The organism is Schumannella soli, assembly GCF_006517435.1.
GTDB lineage: Bacteria > Actinomycetota > Actinomycetes > Actinomycetales > Microbacteriaceae > Schumannella > Schumannella soli.
This window is the reverse complement of sequence record NZ_VHQG01000002.1, coordinates 700799-719873: the sequence shown is the minus strand read 5'-3', so window position 1 is coordinate 719873 and position 19075 is coordinate 700799. Positions and strand designations below refer to the sequence as shown.

The window sequence follows — 19075 nt, the reverse complement described above, 5'->3', positions numbered from 1 at the left end:
GGTTCCTGTTCTGTGTGCCGGATCAGCCGGCGAGCTGGATTCGGAGATCGTTGAGACGCGATGCGACGCTGCCGTCGATCACATCGTCGGCGATCTGCACTCGGATCCCGCCGATGACGGCCGGATCGATGATCACGTTGAGCTGCGGTGCCAGCCCGTACTGCGCCTCCAGCGCGGCGCTCAAGCGCTTCTGCTGGTCGGAGCTGAGCGGCGAGGCCGCGGTCACGGTGGCCACGAGCCGGTCGGTCGCCGAGGCCACGACCTCGGACGCCCGACCGAGGGCGGCGCGGATGCGGCGTCCGCGGGGGCTCTGCACGAGGTGCGCGACGATCGTCACGGCCTCACCGGAGACCTTGCCGGCGAACAGCTTCTCGACCAGGGCGGCCTTCGCCGCCGGGTCGCCCAGCTTGCTGCTCACGGCGAGCTCGAGCTCCGGATCGCTCGCGACGACACGCTGGACGTCGAAGAGCTCGCGCTCGACCGAGGCGGTCTTCGGCGCGGAGGCCACGACCGCTCGGATGCCGAGCTCCTCGACGCCGTCGACGAGATCGGCCGGCGACGACCAGCGCTGCTCCGCCGCGGCGACCAGCACCGCGGAGGCGACTCCGTCGAGCGAGCCGAACACGCGCGACACGATGGCGCGCTTGTCGTCGCCGCTCACGGAGGGGTCGGCCAGGAGCGAGCGGAGCTGCGAAGAGGAGTCGATCGCCCGGGCGGCGGCGAGCAGCTGCTCACCGGTCGACGCGGTCGGCTTCCGCGCGCCGAGGGCGGCGATGCCGGCCTCGAGCGCGCTCCTGGTCGCGGAACCCATCTACTTGCCCGCCTTGCCTGCGGCCTCGCTGGCCTCGAGGTCCGCCAGGAAGCGGTCGACGAGAGCGGTGGCCTTCTTGTCGTCGCCGAGCGCCTCGCCGACCACGCCGGAGGCGAGGTCGAGGGCGAGCGAGCCGACCTCGGTGCGGAGCGAGGTCTGAGCGGCCAGGCGCTCCGCCTCGATCTGCGCCTGCGCGGCGGCGAGGATGCGGGCGGCCTCAGCGGACGCCTGCTCCTTCTTCTCGGCGATGATCTTGTCGCCGTCGACACGAGCCTGCTCGCGGATGCGACCGGCCTCGCCGCGGGCGTCCGCGAGCTGGGCCTGGTAGCTCTCGCGAGCGGCGCTCGCCTCGGCCTGGGCGATCTCGGCACGCTCGATGCCGCCCTCGATGGCGTCACGACGCTCATCCAGGGTCTTGGTCACGCGCGGCAGGACGATCTTCCAGAAGAAGATGAACAGCACGACGAAGACGACGGCGCCCCAGATGAGGTCCGGCGTGGCCGGCAGGAGCGGGTTGATCGTCTCGTGCCCGCCTTCCGCCGCGCGAATCACGGTGGTCAGCACGGTCGGTCCTTAGTTGGTGAAGATGAAGTAGGTCGCGATGCCGATGAGGGCCAGCGCCTCGGTGAACGCGATGCCGATGTACATGAGGGTCGTGAGGCGACCCTGCAGCTCGGGCTGGCGGGCGACCGACTCGATCGTCTTGCCGACGACGATGCCCACGCCGATGGCCGGGCCGATGGCGGCGAGACCGTAGCCGACGGTCGCGATGTTGCCGGAGAGTGCAGCGAGTTCCACGAGGGATCCTTCCGTAGGGTCGGGCCGGGTTGGTCCGGCCTCGGGGGTTGGTTTCAGTGCTCCTCAGCGAGCGCGAGCTGGGTGTAGACCGCGGTCAGGAGCGTGAAGACGTACGCCTGCAGGATCGCGACCAGGATCTCGAAGACCGAGAAGGCGAATCCGAAGAGCAGGGTGCCGGCGCCGAGCAGACCCAGGGGGTTGCCGTTGCCGAGCAGGCCGAAGAAGAACGAGGTGGCCGTGAAGAAGAGCACCAGGAGGAGGTGGCCGACGACCATGTTCATCGTGAGTCGCAGCGTCAGCGTGACGGGCCGCAGCACGAAGGTGGAGAAGAACTCGATGATCGCGATCAGCGGCGCCAGCGGGAGCGGCACGCCGGGCGGCACGAGCGAGTTCTTGATGAAGGTGCCCGGGTGCTTCTTCAGACCCGCGCCGATGAAGGTCACGTAGGAGATGACGGCGAGCACGATCGGGAGTCCGATCACGGAGGTGCCCGCGATGTTCATGCCGGGCACGATGCCGGTGATGTTCATGCCGAGCACCAGGAAGAAGATCGTGGTGAGCAGCGGCAGGAACTTCTTGCCGTCCTTCTCGCCCAGCAGCTCCTCGCCGACGCGGCGCGGGTAGCCGAGCAGGATCTCGATGAGGCCCTGGAAGCGACCCGGCACCAGCTTCATGCGGTAGGTGCCGATGGAGAAGATGATCACGATCGCCAGCAGCACCACGATGCGGATGATCATGATGCGGTTCATCTCGAACGGCGTGCCCGCGAAGAGGATCACATCGGGGAAGAACTCACCGATGGTCGGTCCCTGGAACTGGTCGTCCGAAGCGGCGGGCAGAGCGAGAGGAAGCACGAGAGGCGTTTTCTCCTGAATCGGGGCGCGACTGCGCGCGGCGATTGACGGGGATTGCTGTCAGCCTAGCAGGGCGGAACGCGCCTCATTGACGCCTGTCGTCGGAATCATCCGACGTGTCGCCGGGCGCCGCATCCACGCCGTCGGTCGCAGCCGCGTCGTCGCCGGGCAGGGCGACCTCCACGTAGGGGATGCGGCTGCGGCGCACCGCGATCACGTCGATGACGAGCGAGCCGATGATCGACGCCAGCAGGGCGCCGTAGAGCACCGGGAACGCGATCCAGTCCTGGCTCTTGAGCCAGATCAGCAGCACGATGAACAGCACGAACTTGACGATCCAGCCGCCCAGCACGATCGCGAAGAAGACCGGGTTCGTGATGTCTCCCCCGGTCGCGCGACCGGCCGCGAGGATGCTCGCCGAGGTCAGCACGAGGAACAGCACGGCAGCCAGCGCGCCGATCAGGCCGCCGAGCAGACCCGGCACGCCGGCCACGAGGACGCCCACGACGCCCCCGAGCACGGCGACCACGAGGGCGAGCACCGCGCCGTAGCGGATGATGCGGCGGAACAGCGGGGCGGTGGTCACGATCAGGGCTCCTGTCGGGGCGTGCGGCCGGATCGGCCGGGCAGGGGGATGCCGCCGGTCGCGACGCGGCGGAGGGCGGCCGCGGCCGCCGCATCCGTGGGGTCGTCGTCGTCGACCGCGGCGGAGTCGAGCGGGTCGAACTGGGCGAGCTGGGCATCCGGCTTGGCGCTCTGCACGGCGACCTCGACCGCCTTGCGCCGGCTGAGCGGCGAGAGCGTGATGATCGCGCAGACGAGGAAGCCGAGTGCTGTGACGATGAGCGCCCACCACCAGTCGACGAACAGGAACAGCAGGCAGCCGACCGAGGCGGCGAGGGTCCAGCCGTAGAAGATCAGCACGGCGTGCAGGTGCGAGTGGCCCATGTCGAGCAGGCGATGGTGCAGGTGCTTGCGGTCGGCGCTGAACGGCGACTTGCCCGCGCGCAGGCGCCGCGTGACGGCGAGGGCGAAGTCCATCAGCGGAACGATCAGCACCGCGAAGGGCAGCAGGATCGGGATGAACGCCGGCAGCAGCCCCGACCCGCCGAGCACGACGCCGCTGTCGGGGGTCGGCACCTGCACGGTCACGTTGCCGGGGTCGAGCTGGCCGGTCGCGGCGATCGTCGAGGCGGCCATGAGCAGACCGACGAGCAGAGCACCCGCATCCCCCATGAACAGCTTCGCGGGGCGCCAGTTGAGCGGCAGGAATCCGACGCAGACGCCGATCACGGTCACCGCGAGGAACGACGCCAGGTTGAAGTACTCCGTCTGGGTCGGGCCGACGCTGAGAACGTAGGTGTAGATGAAGAACACGCCGCTGGCGATGATCGCGACACCCGCGACGAGGCCATCGAGACCGTCGATGAAGTTCACCGCGTTCATCACGAGCATGCAGATGAAGATCGTGGCCGCGAGCGAGAGGAACGGAGATCCGATCAGCAGGCCGCCGGGCACCGGCAGCGACGCCAGCTGAGCGCCCTGCCACGCCAGCAGCGCGGCCGAGATGACCTGGCCGGCGAGCTTCGTCACCCAGTCCAGGTCGATGAGGTCGTCGATCACGCCGATCACGACGGTCAGCAGGGCGGCGCCGAGCACGCCGAGGATCTTGCCGGAGTCGGAGAACACCAGCTCGAAGGCCGGCAGCTTGGATGCGACCGCGAACGCCGCGATCACGCCCACGAACATCGCGATGCCGCCGAGACGCGGCGTCGGGCGTGTGTGCACGTCGCGCGCGCGGATCTTCGGGTAGAGCCGGTACTTGTGGCTGAGCCGGAAGATCAGCAGCGCCACCGTGAAGGTCACGACGGCGGCGATGCCGGCGACCAGGACGTAGAAGACTATTCGCACCGCTCGGCCCCCACGACGCGGATGATCTCGTCGTCGGGGATGACGCCGTGACGCAGGAAGCGCAGCTTCCCCTCGGGGTGGTCGAGCAGCGTGGCGTCGACGATCGTCGAGCCGGTGCTCGCCGCCGCATCCGCGTAGCCCTCCCCCGCCGGACCGCCGTCGAGGTAGACCGCGACGCTGTCACCCAGCATCCCCTCGGCCTCCTGCGCCGTCATGGCGGCCGGCTGACCCGTGAGGTTCGCACTGGAGACGGCGAGCGGGCCGGTCTCGGCGAGCAGCTCGAGCGCGAGCGTGTCGCTCGGCATGCGGAGGCCGACGGTGCCGCGGGTCTCGCCGAGGTCCCAGTCGAGGGTCGGACGCGCGCGCAGCACGATCGTGAGGCCGCCGGGCCAGAACTCGTCGACGAGATCGCGCACCGGCTGCGGAACCGACTCGGCGAGGGCCTCGAGCGTCGCGATCCCGGGCACCAGCACCGGCGGCGGAGCCGTGCGGTCGCGGCCCTTCGCGTCGAGCAGGCGCTGCACGGCGGCGGCGGAGAAGGCGTCGGCGCCGACCCCGTAGACGGTGTCGGTGGGCAGCACGACGAGTTCGCCGCGACCGATCGCCTGCCGCGCGAGCCGCATTCCGGTGAGCAGCTCGGACGCGTCGGAGCAGTCGTAGATCGAGGTCATGGCGGTGGCAATCCTACTGTCGACCACCTGGAAGACTGGACCGGTGACTCTGCTCTTCGCCTTCGACATGGACGAGGTCATCTACGACTACGACTGGCGGCGCCGGATGGCGGGCCTGAGTGCGCTGACCGGTCTGCCGGTCGACGAGCTGCGGGCGCGCTGGTGGACCCACCCCGATGGCGAGATGAAGGCCGAGGCCGGCGGCTGGCGCACGGGCGACGAGTACCTCGCCGCAGTCAACGCGACGCTCGGGATCGACGTTCCGGGCGACGCCTGGCTCGCGGCGCGACGCGATGCCATGGCGCCGCGACCCGCCGTGATCGCGGCGATCGCGAGAGCCAAGGAACTCGGCGAGGTCACCATGCTGACGAACAACGGCGCCTTCATCGGCGAGAACCTGCACCGCCTCGTCCCCGAGGTCGCGGACCTCTTCGGCGACGGCCTGCGGGCGACGGCCCAGTACGGCGCGCGCAAGCCCGATCCCGCCGTGTTCCGGGCGCTCCTCGCCGCCTACGACCGTTCGCCCGATGAGGTCTTCTTCGCCGACGACCTGGCCGAGAACGTCGCGGGCGCGGCCTCCGTCGGCATCACGGCGCACCACTACACCGGCTCGGACGGACTGCTCGCCGCGATCGAGGACTTCGCGCGCGCCAGGGTCTGAATCCGCGACGCATCAGCCCCGGCACGTCAACGCCGCGCGTCAGTGCAATGCGTCAGCGCAACGCGTCAGTGCAGCGTGCCACGGCAGCGGATCAGCGCAGCGCGGTCGTCGCGCGATCGCGCCCGAGCAGATCGCGCGACGTCGCGGCCGCGCGCCAGCCGTCGGCCGTGAGCAGCTCGCGGATCTCGGCCCCCTGCAGCTCGCCGTGCTCGAGCACGAGCGTGCCGCCGGGACGCAGCAGTGCGAGCGCGCGCTGCGACAGGGCGCGGACGACGTCGAGGCCGTCCTCTCCCCCGTACAGCGCCGCGGGCGGATCGTAGAGACGCACCTCCGGGTCGCGCGGAACCGCGGCGGCGGGGATGTACGGCGGGTTGGACACGACGACGTCGACAAGGCCGTCGAGCTCGGGCACCGCGACCGCCAGGTCGGCGAAGACGAGCCGCAGGTTGTCGGCGCCGCTCTCGCGCACGTTCTGCTTCGTCCAGGTGAAGGCCTGCGGCGAGTTCTCGACCGCGACGACCTGCGCGTGCGGCGCCTCGGTCGCCAGGGCGATCGCGATCGCCCCGCTGCCGGTGCCGAGGTCGATGCCGACCGGCTGCGGCGTCGCGACGGCCCACAGGGCGTCGATCGCGATCTGCGCCACTGTCTCGGTCTCGGGCCGGGGCACGAACACGCCGGGACCGACCGCGAGCTCGAGCATCCGGAACGGCGCCCGCCCGGTGATGTGCTGCAGCGGCTCGCGCGCGGCGCGGCGCTCGATCGCCTCGACGACCTGCACCCGCTGCTCGGCATCCACTCCGGCGCCGGTCGCGACCTTGGCCTGGATCTGACCGCGGCTGAGTCCGAGCACGTGGCCGAGCAGCAGCTCGGCGTCGACCTCGGGAGTCGGGATGTGCGCCGCCGCCAGCACGCGCACCGCCTCGGCACGCAGCTCCGCCACAGTACGCGGCATGGTGCGTCCCGTCTCGGTCTCGGGCGCCGACACGATCACGATACGCCGTCGCCGAGGTCGGCCAGCTGGGCCTCCTCGTCGGCGGAGATCAGCGACTCGATGACCGGCCCGATGACGCCGTTCATCACGGCGTCGAGGTTGTAGGCCTTGTAGCCGGTGCGGTGGTCGGCGATGCGGTTCTCGGGGAAGTTGTAGGTGCGGATGCGCTCCGAGCGGTCCATGGTGCGGATCTGCGTCTTGCGTGCGTCCGAGGCCGCCGCGGCCAGTTCCTCCTGCTGTCGCGCGAGCAGGCGCGCCCGCAGCACGCGCATCCCCGCCTCGCGGTTCTGCAGCTGGCTCTTCTCGTTCTGCATCGACACGACGATGCCGGTCGGGAGGTGCGTGATGCGCACCGCCGAGTCAGTCGTGTTGACGCTCTGGCCGCCGGGACCAGACGAGCGGAAGACGTCGATCTTGAGGTCGTTCTGGCTGATCTCGAGCTCTTCGGGCTCGTCCACCTCGGGGAAGACGAGCACGCCGGTCGTCGAGGTGTGGATGCGACCCTGCGACTCGGTCGCCGGCACGCGCTGCACGCGGTGCACGCCGCCCTCGTACTTCAGGCTCGCCCAGACGCCCTGCGCCGGGTCGGTCGCGGTCGACTTGATCGCCACCTGCACGTCCTTGTAGCCGCCGAGGTCGCTCTCGGTGCGCTCGAGCAGCTCGGTCTTCCAGCCGCGCGACTCGGCGTAGTGCACGTACATGCGCAGCAGATCGGCCGCGAACAGCGCCGACTCCTCGCCGCCCTCCCCGCCCTTGATCTCCATGATGACGTCACGGCCGTCATCCGGATCGCGGGGGATCAGCAGACGGCGCAGCTTCTCCTGGGCGGCGGCCAGCTGCTCCTCGAGCGCCGGCACCTCCTCGGCGAAGGCCTCGTCCTCCTTGGCCAGCTCGCGCGCGGCCTCGAGGTCGTCGCCGAGCTGCGTCCACGCGGAGTGGGCGTGCACGATCTGGCTCAGCTCGGCGTAGCGCCGGTTGACCTTCTTCGCGCGCGCCGCATCCGCGTGCAGAGCCGGGTCGGCCAGCTGCTCCTGCAGCTGGTCGTGCTCGGCCCGCAGCGCGGCGACGGACTCGAACACCGTTACTCCTTGTGCGCGGCGCCGCCCTGGTGGCCGCCCGCCGGGAGCGAGTTCTGGATCTGAACCAGGAACTCGGTGTTCGACGACGTCTCCTTGAGCTTGCCGAGCACGACCTCGAGCTGCTGCTGCAGCTCGAGACCGGCGAGGGCACGACGCAGGCGCCAGGTGATCTTGACCTCGTCGGCGCTGAGCAGCTCCTCCTCGCGGCGGGTGCTCGACGCGTAGATGTCGACCGCCGGGAAGATGCGCTTGTCGGCGAGCTGACGCGAGAGGCGCAGCTCCATGTTGCCGGTGCCCTTGAACTCCTCGAAGATCACCTCGTCCATCTTCGAGCCGGTCTCGACGAGCGCGGTCGCGAGGATGGTCAGCGAGCCGCCGCCCTCGATGTTGCGCGCGGCGCCGAAGAAGCGCTTCGGCGGGTAGAGCGCCGAGGCGTCGACGCCGCCGGAGAGCACGCGGCCGCTGGCCGGCGAGGCCAGGTTGTACGCGCGGCCGAGGCGGGTGATCGAGTCGAGCAGCACGACGACGTCGTTGCCCAGCTCGACGAGGCGCTTCGCGCGCTCGATCGCGAGCTCGGCGACTGTCGTGTGGTCTTCGGCCGGGCGGTCGAAGGTGGAGGCGATGACCTCGCCGCGCACGGAGCGCTGCATGTCGGTGACCTCTTCGGGACGCTCGTCGACGAGCACGACCATGATGTGGGTCTCGGGGTTGTTGACCGCGATCGCCTTCGCGATGGCCTGCAGGATCAGCGTCTTGCCGGCCTTCGGCGGCGCGACGATGAGTCCGCGCTGGCCCTTGCCGATCGGGGCGACGAGGTCGATGATGCGGGTCGACAGCTTGCCGGGCTCCGTCTCGAGACGCAGGCGCTCGTTCGGGTAGATCGGGGTCAGGTCGCCGAACTCGGGGCGGTTCTCGACCTGGTCGACGCTCTGGCCGTTGATCAGGTCGACCTTGACGAGCGCGTTGTACTTCTGGCGTCCGCTCTGGGCGTCGCCTTCGCGCGGCTGGCGGATGGCGCCGACCACGGCGTCGCCCTTGCGCAGGTTGTACTTCTTGACCTGGCCGAGCGAGACGTAGACGTCGTTCGGGCCGGGAAGGTAGCCGGTCGTGCGCACGAAGGCGTAGTTGTCGAGCACGTCGAGGATGCCGCCGATCGGGATGAGCACGTCGTCATCGCTGATCTCGGGCTCGTCGTCGCCGCCCTGGCCGCGGCCGCGCTTGCGATCGCGGTAGCGGCTGCGGCGGCTGCCCTGGCCGTCCTGGGCGTCGTCGTCGCGGGCGCCCTGCTGCTCGGGGCCGTTGGCTCCCGAGGCGTCGTCGCCCCGCGCCGGCGCGTTCTGATTCTGACCGCTCTGATTCTGGCCCTGGTTCTGCCCGTTGCCGCCCTGGCCGTTCTGGTTCTGGTTGCCCTTGCCGCGGTTGCGACCGCGACGGCGTCCGGAGCTCTGGCCCTCACGGGCCTGGTTATCGCCTTCGCCGGCGCTCTCGCCTGCCGCGGACGACTCGTCGGTCTTCGGCTCGGCGGCGTCGGTGTTCTCGGCGGCGGTGCCGGTCTCTCCCCCGGCGACGTGCTGGTCGGCCCCACGGCGGTCGCCACGACGGCGACGGCCGGAGGTCTGCTCGCGCGGGGTCTCGCCCTCGGCGGCGGTCTCGGCGGCCGGCGTCTCGGCGACGACGGCGTCGGCCGACTCGGTCGCGGCGGGGGCGCTCTCGGCGGCGGTCGCCAGTGCGGCGACGTCAGCGGTGGATGCGGTGGCACGACGCGAGCGGCGCGCGCGGGTCGCCGCGGCGGGCGCCTCGGTCGCGGGCTCGGCGGCGGGAGCCTCGGACTCGGCGGCCGGCTGCTCGGCGGCGGGAGCATCCGCGGCCGCAGCCTCGGCCGCGGGCGCCTCGGCGCTCGCCACGGCGGGGGCGGCGTCGCCCACCACCGAGCTGAGCAGCAGCTCGACGAGCTCGCCCTTGCGCAGACGCGCGGCGCCGGGCACGTTGCGCTCGGCGGCGATGGCCTGCAGCTCGGCGAGCTTCAACTTGGTCAGCGCGGCGCGGTCGCCGGGCAGGGGTGCAGTGATGTCAGTCACGGGATTGCGGTTCCTTCTCTCGATCCGAGCACAGAAACGCTCGGGGACGGGACACACGGGTTATCCGCGGCTCCGAAGTGCTCTCCTCCGCTCCGTGCGGGAGCTCAGGGCGGGATCGTGCGGAACCGCGTTCGGCGAATGCCGGGTGAATGCTCCGGGTCGTGCGGGCTAGGCCACTGCGGCGACCGGAAGCGATCCCACTGTAGCACCGCGGAAGTCGACGGCGAGCATGAGCGGCCGCCAGGTCGTGCTGGCGTGTCGCTCGAGGAGCTCGGCGGCGACGAGGCGCTGCGCGGGGTCGCTGCCGAGCACGAGGATCGACGGTCCGGCGCCGGACACGACCGCGGCCAGACCGTTCTCGCGCAGCACGCGGATGAGCGCATCCGTCTCGGGCATCGCACTCGCGCGGTAGCTCTGGTGCAGACGGTCTTCGGTGGCGGCGTGCAGCAGCTCGGGACTCTGGATGAGCGCGGCGATGAGCAGGGCCGACCGCGAGACGTTGAAGATCGCGTCCTGGTGCGGCACCGACTGCGGCTGCAGGCTGCGCGCCAGCGCCGTCGACATCGTGATCTGCTCGGGCACGGCCACGAGCGGGGAGACGCCGCGGTGCACGCTGAGCTTCTTGAACTCGGGACCGTCATCCGAAGTCCAGGCGATCGTGAGTCCGCCGAACAGCGCCGGAGCGACGTTGTCGGGGTGGCCTTCGAGCTCGGTCGCGAGCCGCAGCAGGGTGCGCGAATCGAGGTCGACCACGCCCTCCAGCAGGCCCTTCGCGGCCATGACGCCGGCCACGATCGCCGCGCCCGAGCTGCCCATGCCGCGGCCGTGCGGGATGCCGTTGCGGGCCACGAGCCGCAGGCCGGGCAGGGGCTGGCCCTGGTCGGCGAAGACGTGCGCGATGGACCGGGCGACGAGGTTCGTCTCGTCGGTCGGCACCTCGCCCTCGCCGACGCCGTGCACCTCGACGATGACGCCGGGCTCGGCGACGGCCGTGACCTCGAGCTCGTCGTAGATCGAGAGCGCGAGACCGAGCGTGTCGAAGCCGGGGCCGAGGTTCGCCGTGGTCGCCGGCGTCTTCACCGCGACGGCGCGGCCGACGATGCTCATGCCGGGGCGTTCGCGGCGAGGCCGAGCTGGCCCGCCACATCCGCGAGGTCGACGTCGACGACCGTCGGCGAGACCTCTCCGCCGTCGGCGGCGCGCAGGGCCCACTGCGGGTCCTTGAGGCCGTGGCCGGTCACCGTGAGAACGACCGTCGCGTCCTTCGGGATCGCGCCCGCGGCGCTGCGCTCGAGCAGGCCCGCGACGCTGATCGCCGACGCCGGCTCGACGAAGATCCCGACCTCGGAGGAGAGGATGCGGTGGGCGACGAGGATGTCGGCGTCGCTGATCGAGCCGAAGTAGCCGTCGCTGTCGTCGCGCGCCGCGAGGGCGAGCTCCCAGGATGCGGGGTTGCCGATGCGGATCGCGCTGGCGATCGTCTCAGGGTCGCGCACGACCTCGCCGCGCACGATCGGCGCGCTGCCCTCGGCCTGGAAGCCGAACATGCGGGGCTTGCGGCCCGCGGCGCCGCGGGCGAGCTCCTCGGTGTAGCCGCGGTGGTAGGCCGTGTAGTTGCCGGCGTTGCCGACCGGCACGAAGTGGAAGTCGGGCGCGTCTCCGAGCACCTCGACGACCTCGAAGGCCGCCGTCTTCTGGCCCTCGATCCGGTCGTTGTTGACCGAGTTGACCAGGTGCACCGGGTAGTTCTCGGCGAGCTCGCGCGCGATGTCGAGGCAGTCGTCGAAGTTGCCGCGCAGCTGGAGGATCGACGCGCCGTGCGCGACGGCCTGGCTCATCTTGCCCATCGAGATCTTGCCCTCGGGCACGAGGACGGCGGCGGTGATGCCGGCGTGCGCCGCGTAGGCGGCGGCCGAGGCCGAGGTGTTGCCGGTCGAGGCGCAGATGATCGCCTTCGCGCCGGCCTCGACGGCCTTCGTGACGGCCATGGTCATGCCGCGGTCCTTGAAGGATCCGGTCGGGTTCATGCCCTCGAACTTCACCCAGACCCGGGCGCCGGTGCGGGCGCTCAGGGCGGGCGCCGGGATGAGCGGGGTGCCGCCTTCGCCGAGCGAGATGATCGGGGTCGAGTCGCTGACGTCGAGACGGTCGGCGTATTCGCGGACGACTCCGCGCCACTGGTGGGCCATGAACTAGATTCCTTCGACTCGGAGCACGCTGGCGACCTCGGTGACGGCGTCGCTGGCCGTCAGCTCGGCGACCGTGGCGGTCAGAGCCGCCTCGGTGGCCGTGTGGGTCACGATCACCAGGGTAGCGGTGGCGGACCCGGGCTCGGTGCCACCGGAGAACGGCGACTGCTGAACGGTCTCGACCGAGACGTCATGCCGACTGAAGACGCCGGCGACGTGGGCGAGCACGCCCGGCTCGTCGATGACGCGCAGCGTCACCTGGTAGCGGGTCACGACGTGCGCGATCGGCAGCACGGGCAGGTTCGCGTGCGTCGACTCGGCGACGCCGGGCCCGCCGAGCACGTGCCGGCGCGCGGCCGAGACGACGTCGCCGAGCACGGCCGACGCGGTCTGGATCCCCCCGGCGCCCGCGCCGTAGAACATGAGCGGTCCGGCGGCGGCCGCCTCGAGGAAGACGGCGTTGTTGCCGCCGTGCACAGCGCCGAGCGGGTGGGTGCGGGGAACGAGCGCCGGGTGCACGCGCACGCTCACGCCCTCCTCGCCCGAGGTCGGGTCGACGAGTCGCTCGCAGACGGCGAGCAACTTGACGACGAAGCCGGCCTCGCGCGCCGAACGCACCTGCTCGTGCGTGACGTTCGTGATGCCCTCGCGGTGGACGGCCTCGAGCGGCACGGTCGTGTGGAAGGCCAGGCTCGCGAGGATGGCGGCCTTCTGCGCGGCGTCGTAACCCTCGACGTCGAGCGTCGGGTCGGCTTCGAGGTAGCCGAGCTCGAGTGCGATCTGCTGGGCGTCCTCGGCGGCGAGGTCGTCGGCATCCATGCGGTCGAGGATGTAGTTGGTCGAGCCGTTGACGATGCCGTAGATCCGCTCGATCCGGTCGCCGGCGAGGCTCTCGCGCAGCGGGCGGATGATCGGGATCGCGGCCGCGACGGAGGCCTCGTAGTAGAGCTGGGCGCCGAGCTGCTCGGCGAGCTCGAACAGCTCGGGGCCGTGGGTGGCGAGGAGCGCCTTGTTGGCGGTGACGACATCCGCACCGCTCGTCATGGCGAGCGTGATGAGCTCGCGGGCCGGCGAGAGGCCGCCCATGACCTCGACGACGATGTCGGCGCCGACGATGAGCGACTCGGCGTCGGTCGTGAACAGCTCGAAGGGGATGCCGGAGTCGCGGTGCTTCTCGGGATCGCGCACGGCGACGCCGACGAGCTCGAGCCCGGCGCCGACGCGCTGGGCGAGCTCGTCGCCGTGCTCGAGCAGCAGGGCGGCCACCTGGGAGCCGACGGAGCCGGCCCCGAGGAGGGCGATGCGGAGGTTGCGGTATTCGATCACGCGATCTTCTCTGTCGTCGTAGGGGCGGCTGAGGGGGCTGCAGGACCAGCGGCCGAGAGCTGCGCGTCGACGTCGCGCGCCAGCACGTCGTCGATGCTCTCGCCGCGCACGATGACGCGCGCGCCGCCGTCGCGCACCGCGACGACGGCCGGCCGGCCGAGGTGGTTGTAGTTGCTGGCGAGCGACCAGCAGTAGGCGCCGGTGGCCGGCACCGCGACGAGGTCGCCCGCCGCGACGTCGCCGGGCAGGTAGTCGGCCTGCACGACGATGTCGCCGGATTCGCAGTGCTTGCCGGCGATGCGCACGAGCGCGGGCTCCGCGCCGGAGACGCGCCCGGCGAGACGCACCGAGTAGTCGGCGCCGTAGAGCGAGGGGCGCGCGTTGTCGCTCATGCCGCCGTCGACGCTGACGTAGCGGCGCACCGCCGCGTCCTCGCCGTCCCCGACGCGCACGTCCTTGATCGTGCCGACCTCGTAGAGCGTCACGCCGGCGGGGCCGATGATCGACCGGCCGGGCTCGATCGCGATGCGCGGCAGCGGGATTCCGAGTCGCGTGCACTCCGCGGCGACGACCGCGGAGAGCTCGTCGGCGATCGTCTCGATCGGGGTGACCTCGTCGGCCGTCGTGTACGCGATGCCGAAGCCGCCGCCGATGTTGAGCTCGGGCACCGGTGCGGTCGCCGAGAGCTCCGCGTGCAGCGCCAGCAGGCGGCGCGCGGCCTCGCCGAAGCCCGACGACTCGAAGATCTGCGAGCCGATGTGCGAGTGCAGGCCGAGGAACTCGAGGCCGTCGTGGGCGCGGATGCGCGCGACGGCCGCGGCCGCATCGGCGATCGGGATGCCGAACTTCTGGTCTTCGCGGGAGGTCGCCAGGAACTCGTGCGTGCTCGCGTGCACCCCGCTGTTGATGCGCAGGCGCACCGCCTGCACGCGGCCGTGACGGCGGGCCGCCTCGGCGACACGGTCGATCTCGACGACGCTGTCGAGAACGAGCGCGCCCGCGCCCCGACCGACCGCGAGGTCGATCTCGGCGAGGCTCTTGTTGTTGCCGTGGAAGCCGATGCGCGCCGGCTCGACCCCCGCGGCCAGGGCGACGGCGAACTCCCCGCCGCTGCACACGTCGATGCGCAGCCCTTCCTCGACCATCCAGCGCGCGACGGCGGCGCTGAGGAACGCCTTGCCCGCGTAGTAGACGCCGACGGTCGTGCCGATGCGCTCGAACGCGGCGTCGAAGGCGGCGCGGATGCGCACGGCCCGCGCCCGCGCATCCGCCTCGTCGACGACATAGAGCGGGGTGCCGTGCTGGGCCGCGAGCTCGGTCGCGGAGACGCCGCCGACGTGCAGTCGGCCGTGCTGGTCGCGCGTCGCGCTCGACGGCCAGATGGCGGTGGGCAGCTCGTTCGCGTCGGCGGGGTGGGCGAGCCACTCCGGGGCGAGCGGGTTCACAGTCACGCAGAGCCTCGCGGTCGGGTCAGGATCGGTTCGAGGCGAGCGGACCCGGCTTGGTCCCTGAAGCCGACCCCATGCTAGCGAACGCGCCGGCCTCCCCCGCGCCACCGGGCGTTCACCGCCGCCCCGCTCAGGAGCAGGCGCCCTTCGCCGAGCCGCCCGCCAGGGCGACGTCCCGTCCGCCGAAGCGCAGGGTCACGTCGCCGCCTTTCATGACGGCGCTCTGCAGGCCGATGCCCGCGGGCAGCTGCTCGTTCACGCAGTAGGTCTTCGGCCCCAGGTACTTGCCGAGAGCGCTGCCGAAGGGGCTGTCGGCGACGTCGGCGAGGTCGATCGCCGTGCCTCCGAGGTTGACGGTCGTCGGCGTGAACACGAGCGCGCCCCCGGCCGCGCCGACGCTGAGGTCCACGGCGACGGGGATGCGCTGCCCGAGCAGCGACAGCGACGCGCCGAGCTCGACGTGGTCGCCCGCGAAGACCACCGAGTCGAAGCCCGCGTTCTGGAAGTAGTCCGCGAAACCGGCGGCCTGCTCCTTGCCGACGACGAAGGTCGCCGTCACCGAATCGGCCGCGCCTCCCCCGCGGATCGGCACGCCCTGCGCCTCAAGGCGCAGGGGACCCGTCACGTTGGCGACGCGGGCCTCGGGCAGGTCGACCTTCACCCGATCGACCTCGCCGCCGAGCGCCTGCAGCACGAGCGACCCGCCGCCCAGGTCGACGTCGACCCGCGAGCTCGGATCCTGATCGAGCGCCGCGACGACCTTGTCGCGCACGACCCCGGCCGCCACGGCGCGACCGGCCGTCTCGGCGACGACGACGAGCGCGATCAGCACCACGACGACCGCGGCGACGACGCCGATGAGGATGCGACGGCCGCGACGGCGAGGACGCGGCGACGCACTCGCGGCCGACTCGACGACCGCCGGCGGCAGCGGGGCGACCGACTCCACCGGAGCGCTCGGCGCCGCCGTGTCGGCCGACGCCGGCGAGGCGCTCGGATCGGTCGGCGCCGTGGGCTCCGAGGCGGCGGAGTCGGCGGGCGCACCCTCGGGACGGTCGGCCGGGTCGGTCATGCGGATCCTCTCCTCGATCGTCCGGGCCGTCGAGCGACGGCCGCGGGCGCGGTCGTCACATGCGGTCGGGCGCGCTCACTCCGAGCAGGTCGAGTCCGTTGCGCAGCACCTGGCCGGTCGCCGCGTTGAGCTGCAGTCGGGTGCGGTGCACGGTCTCCACCGGGTCGTCGCCCATCGGGGTGACGCGGCAGCTGTCGTACCAGCGGTGGTACGAGCCCGCGAGCTCTTCCAGGTAGCGGGCGACGCGGTGCGGCTCGCGCAGCTCGGCCGCCTGCGCGACGACGCGCGGGAAGTCCGCCAGCGCGCCCAGCAGCGCGCTCTCGGTCTCGTGCGTGAGCAGGCTCGCATCGAACTCGGTCGCCTCGACGCCGAGCTGAGCGGCGTTGCGGGCCACGGCCTGCGTGCGAGCGTGGGCGTACTGCACGTAGAAGACGGGGTTGTCGTTCGTGCGGCGCTGCAGGATCTCGGGGTCGAGTGTGATCGGCGAGTCGGCCGGGTAGCGCGCGAGCGAGTAGCGCAGCGCATCCGTACCCAGCCAGGCCTGCAGGTCGTCGAGCTCGATGATGTTGCCCGCGCGCTTCGACAGCTTCGCGCCGTTGATGTTGACGAGCTGCCCGATCAGCACCTCGACGTCCTTCTTCGGGTCGTCGCCGGCGGCGCCCGCGATCGCCTTGAGGCGGTGCACGTACCCGTGGTGGTCGGCGCCGAGCAGGTAGATCTTGTGCGCGAAGCCGCGATCGGTCTTCGACAGGTAGTAGGCGGCGTCGGCGGCGAAATAGGTGTACACGCCGTTGCCGCGGCGGATGACGCGGTCCTTGTCGTCGCCGAAGTCGGTCGTGCGCACCCACACGGCGTCGTCGGCGTCGAAGACGTGCCCCTGCGCGCGCAGGCGGTCGACGGCGCCGTCGATCGGGCTCGCGGTGCCGTCATCCCCCGGAGTGTGCAGCACGCGCTCGCTGAACCACACGTCGAAGTGCACGTTGAATCGCGCGAGCGAGGCCGTGATGTCGGCGAGCTGGAGCTGGTACGCGAACTCGCGAACGCGCGGCAGCGCGTCCTCGTCGGAGAGGTCCTCGATGCTCGGCTCGGCCTCGATGACCCGGGCGGCGAGATCGGTGATGTAGGCGCCCGGGTAGCCGTTCTCGGGCGTCGGGCGGCTGCGCAGCGCCGCGAGCACCGATGCGCCGAAGCGGTCCATCTGCTCGCCGGCGTCGTTGATGTAGAACTCGCTCACCAGGTGGGCGCCGCTGGCCTTGAGCAGACGCGCCAGCGCATCCCCCAGCGCCGCCCAGCGGGTGTGGCCGATGTGCAGCGGACCCGTCGGGTTCGCGGACACGAACTCGAGGTTGATGGTCTGCCCGGCGGCCGAGTCGTTGTGGCCGTAGGCCGCGCCCTGCTCGACGATCGCGAGCGCGAGCGCGCCGGCCGCGGCGGCATCCAGACGGATGTTGAGGAAGCCGGGACCGGCGACCTCGACCGAGGCGACGCCCTCGATCTCCGCCACGCCATCGGCGATCTCCTGCGCGAGCTCGCGCGGAGCGACACCCCACGGCTTCGCCAGACGCATCGCCACATTCGTCGCCCAGTCGCCGTGATCGCGATTGCGCGGACGCTCGAGCACGATGCCGTCCTCCGCCGGAGCCGCGGCGCCGCGTCGCTCGGCGGCGGCGGAGACGACCTGGAAGATGGCGGCGGAGAGCTCGGCGGGATTCACGGGGATCGAGTCTATTCGCCGGGGCAGGACGGTCGCGCGCGGCCGACTCAGCCACACGCCGACGGCGCTCCGTCGCCGGTCGCCCCAGCGCGGCAGGATGACGACGTGAGCCGTTCCCTCCGCACCGCCGCCCTCGCCGCCTCCGCCGGCGCCGCGATCCTCGCCCTCGCCGCCTGCACGCCCACCGGCGACTCCACCACGAGCCCGAAGCCGACCACGAGCAGCAGCAGCAGCTCCGCACCCGGGGATTCGGGCTCCCCCACCGCCGCCGCCTCCCCCGGCAGCATCCCGTTCTCGATCGACTGCGACAAGCTGGTCTCGCCGCAGATCGTGTACGACTTCAACCCCAACTTCGTGCTCGCGAACGGGGCCGAGCCCCCCGCCGGATCCAACGCCGCCCGCGCCGTCGCCGACGAGGGCGTCGCCTGCGCCTGGCAGAACACCACGAGCAACCTCATGATCTACGTGTCGGTCGCGCGCTACGCGCCCGCCCAGATCGACGCGCTCAAGCAGAAGTCCGGCACGCCGAGCACGGCGTTCAGCGCCGACTCCGGCTACTACGACGGCACCACCGCGACCGCGCTCCAGGGTGACGCCTGGATCGTCGCCACCTCGGACGCCTTCAGCGAGCCCACCGACGCGAAGCCGTTCATCGACGCAGCGGCCGCCGCCGTCGGCTGATCCGGCTCAGGTCCAGAGGCGCTGCCACATCCACTCGTCGCCGACGGTTCGACGCTCGGCCACGATGCGATCGTGCGCGCGGCCCGTCGCCGCGGCCCAGAACTCGATGCGCACCGGAGCGAGCAGATACGCCGCCCACGCCGGCGCGACCAGATCGGGATCGGCGTCGAGCCGTCGCTGAGCTCGTGCGAGCTCCGTCTGCGCCGCGTCGTCGCGCGGCGAACTCTGCCGGTCGACCAGCATCTCCCGACGGGCGACGACGCTGCGCTCGCGGAAGTCGGCCGCGCTGACCTCCTCCGACGGAGACGAGACCTCACCGGTCACCCGGATCTGCCGGCCCGCCTCGCGCCAGTACAACGTCAGAGCCGCCTGCGGGTGCGCGGCCAGATCGCGTCCCTTCGGGCTGTTCCGCGACGACGAGAACCAGACGCCCTCGGCCGTCAGATCCTTCACGATCAGCATCCGCGCGCTGACCGCACCCGATGCGCCGACCGTGGCGAGAGCCGCCACGTGCGGCTGCGTCACGCCCGCCGCGATCGCGTCGTCGAGCCAGCGCTCCACGAGCGACAGCGGATGCCGCGGCAGCTCCGACTCCGACAGACCCGCCATCTCCCCCGACAGCACGGGCACGGCCCGCAGCCTCGCACGCCAGTCGTCACGGAGCAGGATCGGATCGTCGGGCATGCCGCCACGCTAACCCGACCCGCGCGCCACGACGCGAATCGCGCGGTCGCTGATCGGGTAGGCTCGGTTCACCGGCGTCTGTAGCTCAGTGGATAGAGCACCGCCCT

At 71.6% G+C, this 19075-nt stretch carries 19 protein-coding genes; 2 read left to right on the top strand and 17 right to left on the bottom strand.

The window, feature by feature from the left end; translation table 11 throughout:
- Positions 1-22: 22 nt before the first annotated feature.
- The 7 genes from FJ657_RS09065 to FJ657_RS09035 form a co-directional block, all read right to left on the bottom strand.
- Positions 23-811: a F0F1 ATP synthase subunit delta gene (locus FJ657_RS09065; protein ID WP_141163332.1), complete on the bottom strand. Its 789-nt coding sequence runs from the start codon at positions 809-811 to the stop codon at positions 23-25.
- Entirely contained in the window at positions 812-1375 is a 564-nt protein-coding gene (locus tag FJ657_RS09060) for a F0F1 ATP synthase subunit B (RefSeq protein ID WP_141163331.1), read from the bottom strand. It abuts the gene before it with no gap.
- A 9-nt stretch (positions 1376-1384) separates the two neighbouring features.
- On the bottom strand, positions 1385-1609 hold the full coding sequence (atpE, locus tag FJ657_RS09055) for an ATP synthase F0 subunit C (protein WP_141163330.1): 225 nt from the start codon (positions 1607-1609) through the stop codon (positions 1385-1387).
- A 53-nt stretch (positions 1610-1662) separates the two neighbouring features.
- Positions 1663-2463, bottom strand: coding sequence for a F0F1 ATP synthase subunit A (atpB, locus tag FJ657_RS09050; RefSeq protein ID WP_255447235.1), 801 nt, complete (start codon positions 2461-2463; stop codon positions 1663-1665).
- An 85-nt stretch (positions 2464-2548) separates the two neighbouring features.
- A complete protein-coding gene (locus tag FJ657_RS09045; protein ID WP_181408926.1) occupies positions 2549-3049 on the bottom strand; it encodes a Cg1360 family ATP-synthase-associated protein in 501 nt (166 codons plus the stop codon).
- Between the two features lie 2 nt (positions 3050-3051).
- On the bottom strand, positions 3052-4374 hold the full coding sequence (locus FJ657_RS09040) for an MraY family glycosyltransferase (protein ID WP_369407405.1): 1323 nt from the start codon (positions 4372-4374) through the stop codon (positions 3052-3054).
- Positions 4365-5045, bottom strand: a complete 681-nt coding sequence (locus FJ657_RS09035) for an L-threonylcarbamoyladenylate synthase (protein ID WP_141163329.1) — start codon at positions 5043-5045, stop codon at positions 4365-4367. The genes FJ657_RS09040 and FJ657_RS09035 overlap by 10 nt, the downstream gene beginning before the upstream one ends.
- A 43-nt stretch (positions 5046-5088) precedes the next feature.
- On the opposite strand from FJ657_RS09035, the gene FJ657_RS09030 reads away from it, so the two are divergent.
- The gene (locus FJ657_RS09030) at positions 5089-5706 is read left to right on the top strand and encodes an HAD-IA family hydrolase (protein ID WP_141163328.1); all 618 of its coding nucleotides are present in this window, start codon (positions 5089-5091) and stop codon (positions 5704-5706) included.
- Between the two features lie 91 nt (positions 5707-5797).
- Here the strand turns inward: FJ657_RS09030 and prmC are convergent, their stop codons facing one another.
- The 9 genes from prmC to FJ657_RS08985 form a co-directional block, all read right to left on the bottom strand.
- On the bottom strand, positions 5798-6658 hold the full coding sequence (prmC, locus tag FJ657_RS09025) for a peptide chain release factor N(5)-glutamine methyltransferase (protein ID WP_141163960.1): 861 nt from the start codon (positions 6656-6658) through the stop codon (positions 5798-5800).
- 35 nt (positions 6659-6693) lie between these two features.
- Positions 6694-7776: a peptide chain release factor 1 gene (gene prfA, locus FJ657_RS09020; protein WP_141163327.1), complete on the bottom strand. Its 1083-nt coding sequence runs from the start codon at positions 7774-7776 to the stop codon at positions 6694-6696.
- A 2-nt stretch (positions 7777-7778) separates the two neighbouring features.
- Entirely contained in the window at positions 7779-9854 is a 2076-nt protein-coding gene (rho, locus tag FJ657_RS09015) for a transcription termination factor Rho (RefSeq protein ID WP_141163326.1), read from the bottom strand.
- A 168-nt stretch (positions 9855-10022) separates the two neighbouring features.
- The gene (gene thrB / locus FJ657_RS09010) at positions 10023-10961 is read right to left on the bottom strand and encodes a homoserine kinase (protein WP_141163325.1); all 939 of its coding nucleotides are present in this window, start codon (positions 10959-10961) and stop codon (positions 10023-10025) included.
- The gene (gene thrC / locus FJ657_RS09005; protein WP_141163324.1) at positions 10958-12043 is read right to left on the bottom strand and encodes a threonine synthase; all 1086 of its coding nucleotides are present in this window, start codon (positions 12041-12043) and stop codon (positions 10958-10960) included. The genes thrB and thrC overlap by 4 nt, the downstream gene beginning before the upstream one ends.
- Before the next feature lie 3 nt (positions 12044-12046).
- A complete protein-coding gene (locus tag FJ657_RS09000; RefSeq protein WP_141163323.1) occupies positions 12047-13369 on the bottom strand; it encodes a homoserine dehydrogenase in 1323 nt (440 codons plus the stop codon).
- The gene (gene lysA, locus FJ657_RS08995; RefSeq protein WP_141163322.1) at positions 13366-14820 is read right to left on the bottom strand and encodes a diaminopimelate decarboxylase; all 1455 of its coding nucleotides are present in this window, start codon (positions 14818-14820) and stop codon (positions 13366-13368) included. Before lysA ends, FJ657_RS09000 begins: the two co-directional genes overlap by 4 nt.
- Positions 14821-14947: 127 nt before the next feature.
- Positions 14948-15889: an LmeA family phospholipid-binding protein gene (locus FJ657_RS08990; protein WP_141163321.1), complete on the bottom strand. Its 942-nt coding sequence runs from the start codon at positions 15887-15889 to the stop codon at positions 14948-14950.
- A 55-nt stretch (positions 15890-15944) separates the two neighbouring features.
- Positions 15945-17603 carry an arginine--tRNA ligase gene (locus FJ657_RS08985; RefSeq protein WP_141163320.1) on the bottom strand — a complete coding sequence of 553 codons (1659 nt, stop codon included), beginning with the start codon at positions 17601-17603 and terminating at the stop codon, positions 15945-15947.
- Between the two features lie 105 nt (positions 17604-17708).
- Here FJ657_RS08985 and FJ657_RS08980 point away from each other — a divergent pair, with 105 nt between their 5' ends.
- Positions 17709-18284, top strand: coding sequence for an arginyl-tRNA synthetase (locus tag FJ657_RS08980; protein WP_141163319.1), 576 nt, complete (start codon positions 17709-17711; stop codon positions 18282-18284).
- A gap of 6 nt (positions 18285-18290) precedes the next feature.
- Here FJ657_RS08980 and FJ657_RS08975 read toward each other — a convergent pair whose 3' ends face one another.
- Positions 18291-18968, bottom strand: a complete 678-nt coding sequence (locus tag FJ657_RS08975) for a pyridoxine/pyridoxamine 5'-phosphate oxidase (protein WP_141163318.1) — start codon at positions 18966-18968, stop codon at positions 18291-18293.
- Positions 18969-19075 lie beyond the last annotated feature (107 nt).

Excerpts from the sequence above, each read along its gene's own strand:
- thrB (WP_141163325.1), bottom strand. The coding sequence starts at position 10,961 with ATGAGCATCGTCGGCCGCGCCGTCGCGGTGAAGACGCCGGCGACCACG.
- FJ657_RS08990 (WP_141163321.1), bottom strand. The coding sequence starts at position 15,889 with ATGACCGACCCGGCCGACCGTCCCGAGGGTGCGCCCGCCGACTCCGCC.
- FJ657_RS08975 (WP_141163318.1), bottom strand. The coding sequence starts at position 18,968 with ATGCCCGACGATCCGATCCTGCTCCGTGACGACTGGCGTGCGAGGCTG.
- thrC (WP_141163324.1), bottom strand. The coding sequence starts at position 12,043 with ATGGCCCACCAGTGGCGCGGAGTCGTCCGCGAATACGCCGACCGTCTC.
- FJ657_RS09065 (WP_141163332.1), bottom strand. The coding sequence starts at position 811 with ATGGGTTCCGCGACCAGGAGCGCGCTCGAGGCCGGCATCGCCGCCCTC.
- prmC (WP_141163960.1), bottom strand. The coding sequence starts at position 6,658 with ATGCCGCGTACTGTGGCGGAGCTGCGTGCCGAGGCGGTGCGCGTGCTG.
- FJ657_RS09035 (WP_141163329.1), bottom strand. The coding sequence starts at position 5,045 with ATGACCTCGATCTACGACTGCTCCGACGCGTCCGAGCTGCTCACCGGA.